The 7,711-nt window shown below is 60.5% G+C and carries 3 protein-coding genes and 1 pseudogene; all 4 read right to left on the minus strand.

Annotated elements, in window-relative coordinates; all coding sequences use genetic code 11:
- The coding region (locus EOB49_RS28710; protein ID WP_206526154.1) for a hypothetical protein at nt 1-3,981 on the minus strand (3,981 nt) is incomplete at its 3' end.
- Nucleotides 3,981-6,719 (minus strand): hypothetical protein, encoded by a 2,739-nt coding sequence (locus tag EOB49_RS28715; protein WP_127382962.1) that lies wholly within the window; start codon nt 6,717-6,719, stop codon nt 3,981-3,983. The genes EOB49_RS28710 and EOB49_RS28715, both read right to left, overlap by 1 nt.
- A gap of 9 nt (nt 6,720-6,728) precedes the next feature.
- Nucleotides 6,729-7,199, minus strand: a complete 471-nt coding sequence (locus EOB49_RS28720; RefSeq protein WP_127382963.1) for a hypothetical protein — start codon at nt 7,197-7,199, stop codon at nt 6,729-6,731.
- 11 nt (nt 7,200-7,210) lie between these two features.
- Nucleotides 7,211-7,711, minus strand: a pseudogene (locus EOB49_RS38055) (hypothetical protein); the annotation flags it as partial.

Here is a 7,711-nt window from a genome sequence, read left to right on the forward strand (position 1 = left end):
AGCTTGCTGCCGCATGTCGGCGTCTGGATTGACCTTTTTGCCTAGGACCGAAGCCAGGGTGTAGATGCCCGGCGCACCGAGCTTTTCCCAAGTGCTGTTCACCTCAAACGCCATCTGGAAAATGCCGGCGCGGTCTAGCCCTTCAGCCAGCCATGTGCCGGGATTGGTCGACAGAACACGTTGATCGCCACCGGCTTCAATCTGCTTCATCATGTATGTCAGCATCCCGAAGGTCGTCATTGCGACTGTGCCGGTGATGAACGAGCCCGGCCCCTCCTGAAGCCCGCGCATCAGGACACGTTGGTTGGAAGCCAAGGCGAAGCTTTTGAATTGGATTAGCGCCCGCCCAGCAGGAGTGTGAGCGAACAGGGGCACATCGGCCACCGACTTCGTGACGATGGTCGAATCCGTATCCTTGTTCACCGCAGCAGCGAAAGCACGAACCGCCTCGTCGTCGGTCCAGCGCTCCAGGCCGGGAATGTGCACGTTTCCCTGCACATCACCGAAGTCATTGAACTGCTTGGCGATGCGATCAGCCATGTCAGTGTTGATGCCGAGAAAACCCATGTACCGACGTTCAGCCGCCGAGAGCGCACCATAGTCCTTACTCTGGACGTTCCTCAGCACCCGGTTCTGAATGAGAACCGAGGCAATCGACTTGTGCATGTCGTTCCAGAACGGCAGCAGGGTCATCTTCGAGAAGACGTTTGCCGCATTATCGACGAAGCGTTCGAACGGCGAGTTATGCGCGTATGGATCAGCAAGCTCTGCCATTGTCGCCAGGCGAGATTGCAGTGATTGTTCCGTCACGGCGCCGAGCAACTTGGCGTCTGCGACCGCCAGCTTCATCGCCTTCATGTTCCCGAGCAGGGGCGCAATACCTTCGCTCATGTATCGCCCCATGCCATGCACCATGGCCGGCCGCACAGCATCGGAGAGCGAAGACACAACGACACCGCCGAGTTGCCGCATGAAATTGAACGTGCCGGCGACGCGGAGAACACGAGCGAAATTGGTGTGTTGGGCATCCACCTTGTATTGTCCGCGCAGCAGATCCCGGATCGCCGCAGCGTCCTCGATGTCGCTTTTCTCGCTATTCTTCAGCGCGTCGAGTGCCTTGGTCTTGGCCGCCTCGTCCAACTCGGTCGACGCCTGCACTGCTTCGCGCATCTGCAGATATTCGGCTGTAACCCGGTCAAGCTGGCTTTTCAGGGTCGGCTTGCCTTCACCGCCGAGGCGCTTGTCCATCTTCGTCAGCTCGACGTCGGCTGCCATGACGCGGGCATAGCGCCGGCCGATCAGTTCGATGTCGTGCTCCAGGAAGTCCTCAATCAACTCGTCGGGAATGTTGAACGTGCGCTCCTTCAAAGGACCGCGAGACGACATCGTCATGTCGTAGGACGGCATGCCCTGATTGGCCCGACCGGTGAGCTGCGAGAAGATGTCGTCGACGATGCCCTTCACATAGTCGGCGCGATCCTCCGGCGAAACGAATTCGGGAATCTCCTGCTTCACCTTGGGGACCATCGGCTCCAGCTTGTCGGCCTTCACCTTCAATCCTTCGATCTCAGCCCTTAGCCGGTCCAGATCGACCGACTTGGCAGCGAGTTCAGCCAAAATTTCAGGATTACCGCCGCCTTCCGCATCCAGGCGTTTGATGGCCTCGACCCGCTTGCTCAGCGACCGCTCCTTGAGCTTGCCCTTAAACAGATCGCGCTTGGTCGTCGCATAGTCCACCACAAGCGAAACGCGCGGCGACGAGTTCGCAATATCGCTTACCGCATCCAGTTCGGCTTCGAGCTTGGCCACCTCCTCGCTCAGGCCCTTGGCCTCGATCGCGGTAATGTCGCGCTCATTGATGATGGCGTCGGTCGTGCGATCGAATTCCTCCATCTCCTGCTCAAAGCGCGAAATGCGCGTGTCGAGCCCTTCAGTGTTGCGCTCAGCGGCCAGCACGCGGCCGATATGGTCGCGAACTTCCTTCACCGTGGCATTCGGAGGCAGGCCAACGCGATCGAGCCATTCGGCTGCGGTCTGGTCCAGATTGTCGGCCGCCGCTGCTGCTGCCTCCTCCTCTGCCGTGCGAAGCGGGTTGCCCGCGAGTTCCGACCGGACTGCTTCCATGACCGATCGCGGATCGACGTAGCCATTGCCGTCCTGTGGGAGATTGGCGAACATCTCATCTTCGGCGTGGACGAAGTTGTCGACGTCGCCGATGCCACCCCGTGTGACGAACATGCCCGGATGCGTCTTCGGCGTGACACCCATGGCGCGCAGCTCGTTGTCCAGCTTGGAGCCGACACGTGCACCGCCCTTTGCTTTGATGATTGCCAAAACCGGCGATCTTTCGGCGAAGGTTTGCTTCTTGCCTGCCGAGCGCTCCGCAGCGCGAGCCTGCCTCACCGTCTCAACCATCACAGCATTTTCGTCTGCACCGCGCAGAGTAGTTACCAGCGCGGCCGGTGCGCGCTCCTTGAGCACGTCAAGACGATCTTGACGCAACTGGGTCAGTGCACTCTTTCGCCTCTGCCGGCCGTTCTCCCGGTCAGCCAGGCGTCCTTCGATTCCCTCCAGGCGATCGTTGGTCTTGCCGAACGCTTCGCGCTTCTTGTCCGCGTCGATGATGCGATTGCCGATCCTGATTTCGTCAGCTTTGAATTCCAGATGCGATAGCTGGTCATCGATCCATGGCTTCACGATCGCCTTGAAGCGTGCTTCGCCGGCATTGAGGCGGTTCGAGTTCCAGAGGCGCGTGAGGTAGGACGTTGCTGTCTTGACGCTTACATCGGCCGGCAGCAGGCCGGCGGCGATGGCTTCGTTCTTCAAAGGCTCGAAGAGCGTTTTGCGCCAGGATTGCGCCGCCATCGACACCGCGTCGTTCTCGCCGACATCGCCGCGACGCATCGCCTTGCTGACTGCCGTGCGGAAATCTTCCGCCGACATGCCGAGGCCCTTTTTGCGCGCGTCGCTGTAGATCGTGCGCATATCGTCCAGGCCCTTGGTCAGGGCGCCCCGATCCCAATATTTTACCGCGCTCTCGACCGCGATGTTGCCTTCTCCACGAGCGTTCTTTTCGATGTAGAAGCCGGTCTCTGCCAAATTCGACACGATTTCTCGATGGATCGCATTTGGGCTATGGGCAGCACGCAGCAAAGGGTTGAAGCCGGATTGCACCCTACCAACGGTCTTCGCGCCCATGCCATCGCCGATGTCATAGTCCGACAGGTTAGGCCGAGGAACTGCCGCCGAGCCGCCGCTCTGAGCCTGCACGTCAGCCCAAACCTCGTCTGGAGTCGGCACTTTTTCCCTCAACGCGTTCTCGACAGATCGCAACGCCGTCTTTCGCTCTGCTACCGACATCAGCGCTCCGGCTCCAGATCCCAGCAATCCGCCGAGGACGAAGCCGGCGCCGACGCCTACGATGCTGTCCGAGAGCGGCCGGGTCTGCTGCGATGACTGGAGCGCGATTTCAGATGCTGTCGCGCTCAGGCCTCCAGCGATAGCGGTGCGAAGTCCGGTCTGAACCACTGCCCGCCCCAGTCGGACACCGGTGACCGCTTCGCCGCCAGGCACGAGCGTCGGAAGGTCAATGATCGAGGCCGCGCCGCTGAAGGCCGTTCCAAGCCAGCCAGCGGAATCCACATTGCGGCGATCCTCCGTTTCCATGTCGATCTGCGACTGCATTGCGTTGAAGGCGACACTGTTTTGCAGCGGCGCGAAGCGATCCCAGTGCGGTTCGTACTTCGTGCCCTTGATGCGCTCGTAAGCGGTTCGTCCGTCCCAGCCTTCTTCCGGCGCATAGATGTCGACGCCGGCCATCTTGTTCGACGCCATTGAGCCGATCGTATTGCTCTGGCGCACGGCCGAGCCAAGGACCGTCATCACATCGGGCGCGATCTCCTTGTCCGGATCAGGGCGATAGTCGACCGCACCAAACTTGTCGATCGGCAATGGATCGTCGGGATAAGTGACAATGCCCATCAGTTTCCCCCGAAGCCTGTCTTCTGGCTGCCGTCATATGCGCCAGTGCCGGGCGGCTGCTCATCAGCCGACAGCGGCGGTGCTGCGGCACGCTTTCGCTGATCCTTGCGAACGTCGACTTGGAACCGTGCGCCGGCCGATGTGGTCTCAGCCTGCAACGCCTTCGTGAGGTCGCTTGAATACGGGTCGGTGACGATATCGAGTACCTTGCCTTGTGCTTGGCGAAGGATCGAACCATCGACCGCGCTGCCTTCCGATTCTGTCTGCATGCGCTGAGCGATTTCACTCTCGCGTGCCTTGTCGATCGTGCCGGCATCGACACCCCAAGGTGCGCCGTAAGCCTCTTCCCAAGTCGTCTGACCATGGTCTTCGAACTGGTAGTAGAGCTTGTATCGCGGGAACCGGTTCTTGTCGGTGCGCATCATCTCGGCATCGCGGCGCGTCCACTCGCCCATCTTGATCGCGACATTCTCGACTTTGCGGCCGGGGTTGTGCTCGTCGGCATAGGCTTGCGCTGTCTGCATGGCATCGGCGCGCAGGTAGTCGAACTTGTCGCCGACTGGCGGATAGTAGAGTTCGGGCGCCATGCGCATCAGGTTTGGCGAACCGGAGACGTTGCTCACCTCCCAATTTTTCTGAATAGCCGCGACAGCCCGAGCCTTCGCCATCCCGGCATCGCCGCCGGTCTCATAGAATGCATCGCCTGCCAGTTCCTTGTACTCGGCCAGCAGTTCGGTCGGCTGCTGCGGCATCACACCAGCGCCAGGCTCACCACCTGGACCGGTGAAACTGTCAAACGCGTTTGTCACGTCGCCAACGGTCAAGCCCTTCAGGAATTTCTCTGCGGCGGGCTTCAGCACCTCGACGCTTGCCTTCGTTGACGGGTCGGCGCGGCGAATGATCTCCTGTGCAGCAGCCTCACCCGTCATGCCGAGGTCGTTCACCAGATGCCGATAATCGGTCAGCTTCGTCTGCACGTCGCTGCCAGGAATGTTGCCAAACGACTTGGGCGCGATCCGCTCCAGTGCATCAGCTTGAGACAGAGCCGAAGACAGTTCCGGCCCTGTTTTCGAGGCGGCGCCTTGCCGAAGCTGTGCCTGCACCTGGTCGGGAATGTACCCCGTCGCCGACACATAGGTCGACGTCGCCGCCGACCGCTGTTCTGGCGCTACACCAGCAACAAACTGCCCGAAGGCCTTGTCAGCAATCTTGGTCTGGTCACTGTCGAAGCTGTTGATCGAGACCTTCTGACCACTGCCGATCGCGCCGATGATCGCGTCGACACCCGCGCTGTCTTTGTTTTGAGTCCTCAGCATCTCGTAAAGCGAAGCCTGGTCGCCTTCGTTGAGCTTGCTGTTTAGGATCAGGGCAGGATCTCGGATTTCGCCAGTGCGGATGCCAAGTTCGATGTGATCTTTGGCCCCCTGATATTCGACCTTCGATTGAGCAATATCCGCTGTCTGTTTCTGCCGGAATGCAACGTCGTCTCGATTTGCGAGCGACAGCATGTCATCCGGCGACATTCCTTGAAAGCGAGGGTCCGGCTTTGCCGAAGCGCCAGCGCTGCCCATCTTCTTGTCGGCCCACGCGATCGTGTCGGCCGCCGTTTTGCCACGCAGGAATGGATTGGCGTTGACGACATCCTGTCCAACGACATCGACAATGGGCGTGTTCGGGTCTGCCTTGAGCGTATTGACCGCGCCGCCAGGCCCGAGGAAGTGAGCAAGATAGATGTTGCCGGGCGTCGTGGCCTCGCCTCGATTTGCAAGATAGTCGGCATTGTCCTGCTGGTAGGCCCGCGTCATCTCCCTGCCGAGTTTGCGATCTTTCTTCAGCGCGATGAGTTGGGTAGCGCTCTTGCCCGCCGCGATATCGGGGCGATGCTGGCGGATGGTCTGCACCCATGTCGAGTCCAAGAACTGCCCAACACCGGAGGCGGACGAATTCGGATTTTCAGCGTTCGGATCGCCGCCGCTTTCAACGCCGACGATCCTGTCCGTAACGACATCGACTGCTGTGCCGTCGGTAGCGGACGGCGAGGCCATGCCAAACAGTTCGCGTAGCTTTCCCGGGTCGCGGGCGCTGATCGCCTCCGCAAGCGCCTTCGGTGCAGCTTGGTCCCAGCCGTCCAGCGTCGCCTGCTTCGCGAGCGGGCTCAGCGGGCTGGCAAGGATGGCATCGCGCCCCTTGGCCTTATATGCGTCGTAGGACGCACTGTCGTTCGGGTCCATTTGCAGGATCGAAGCAATCATCCCGTTCTGAATCTTCGTGGTCTCGAGCGTGGCATATTTCTGCTCTTGCTCGTATTGAGCGGAAGCGGCGCTGCCAGACAATTGCAACCGCTTTGCGGGAAGGCTCGCATCGAAAAACCCGCGCTGACTTTCCGGAACTTGGTCACGGTACTTCTGCGCGAGCGTATCGAACAGACCCGGCTTCACAACGTTCCCGCTTGGATCAACCTGTCCGACTATAGAGTCGTGTAGGCCGGAACCATCAGCAGCACCGTTGCGTGCGGCTTCGGCCGCCTGGTTGGCCATGTCCTGGTCATAGGAGTTTTCGACCGTGATGCGCTTGAATTTGTCCAGCTCATCCTGACGAGCCTTCACGCGTTCGGCGACCGCCTGAAACTGGTCGCCGGCACCTTCCACCGCGGCGCCAATTGGCGAGCCCTGCGGATACGAAACGACGTTGCCGGTATCGAGGCGGCGTTCGGCGACCTGAAGTGGTATGACAGCCATGAAAGCCCTTTATGATGCAAACGCCGAACCGCCGATCCCGAATGCCTTCTTCGGGTCGTAGAGGTTCGTGATACCGGAAACGAGATTGCTGCCAGCCTTGATGATGCTGGCTCCAACCGCCTCCTTGCCGCTGAAGCGGGAGATCGACGCCTGCGTGTTCAAGTTGTTCTGGCGGAGCGCCGAGCCGTATTGAATGGCCTTGAGGTCAAGTTGGTTCTGCCGGGCATTCGCGGCAAGCACCTCTGTCGGCGAGCCGGCGACGGCGACGCCCGAGGCGCCGACCTGTGCGCGGGCATTAGCTGCCAACAGGTCTTGCTTGTGCTTCTCCTGCGACTGTTCAAACGAAGATGCTTGAGCGTCAGCCTGTGCCTGCTGCTCGTAGGCCTTGGCCTGCATGTCAGTCATCTGCTTTTCCTGCTGCCCCTGCATGAGAGCGCCGCCGACGGAAAGGCCGATGCCGAGTAGGGCAATGGTGCACATGTATTTAGCCCCTACGGTTCAGCGTCGAAAACAGGTGTCAGCGCGCGGATGGTGCACGGCGTCGGGTTGACGTGGCGGATTTTCACCCTGCCTTGCCCCTCCCAGCTATCGTCGATCGGCACCTCGACATTGCCGGTGTAGAGGTTCGCCTTGCCATCGGCCGCAACGATCGAGGGTATGCGAACCGGCTCCCAGCGCCCGCGAATGAACGACGAGATCTGCAAGCCCGTCGTGTCGGTCTCAAAAACGGACAGAATGACCTTGGCGACCTTCTTGCGCCTGCCGACGATCGAGCCGTCCTTGCCGCCGACGTCCAGTTCCAATGTGTCGGCCGCAGCCTCATAAGCCAGGCCCACAGCCCATTTTGCAGCCGTGGCACCACCAGGCAGGGAGACAGCACCAGCCGACACCGTCAGGCCTTTGTAGACCTTGCCGTCCGCCAGAGCGTCGACAGTCTGCCCGTTGAGATGAGCGAGTCCGGAAACAGCGTTCACGGCAACGCCGGAATACTG

It is taken from the genome of Mesorhizobium sp. M7A.F.Ca.MR.148.00.0.0 (genome assembly GCF_003997735.1).
In the GTDB taxonomy this organism is placed as follows: Bacteria; Pseudomonadota; Alphaproteobacteria; order Rhizobiales; family Rhizobiaceae; genus Mesorhizobium.

Bases quoted from the DNA above. Each gene is read 5' to 3' on its own strand.
- EOB49_RS28720 (WP_127382963.1), bottom strand. From the start codon at position 7,199: ATGTGCACCATTGCCCTACTCGGCATCGGCCTTTCCGTCGGCGGCGCT.
- EOB49_RS28715 (WP_127382962.1), bottom strand. From the start codon at position 6,719: ATGGCTGTCATACCACTTCAGGTCGCCGAACGCCGCCTCGATACCGGC.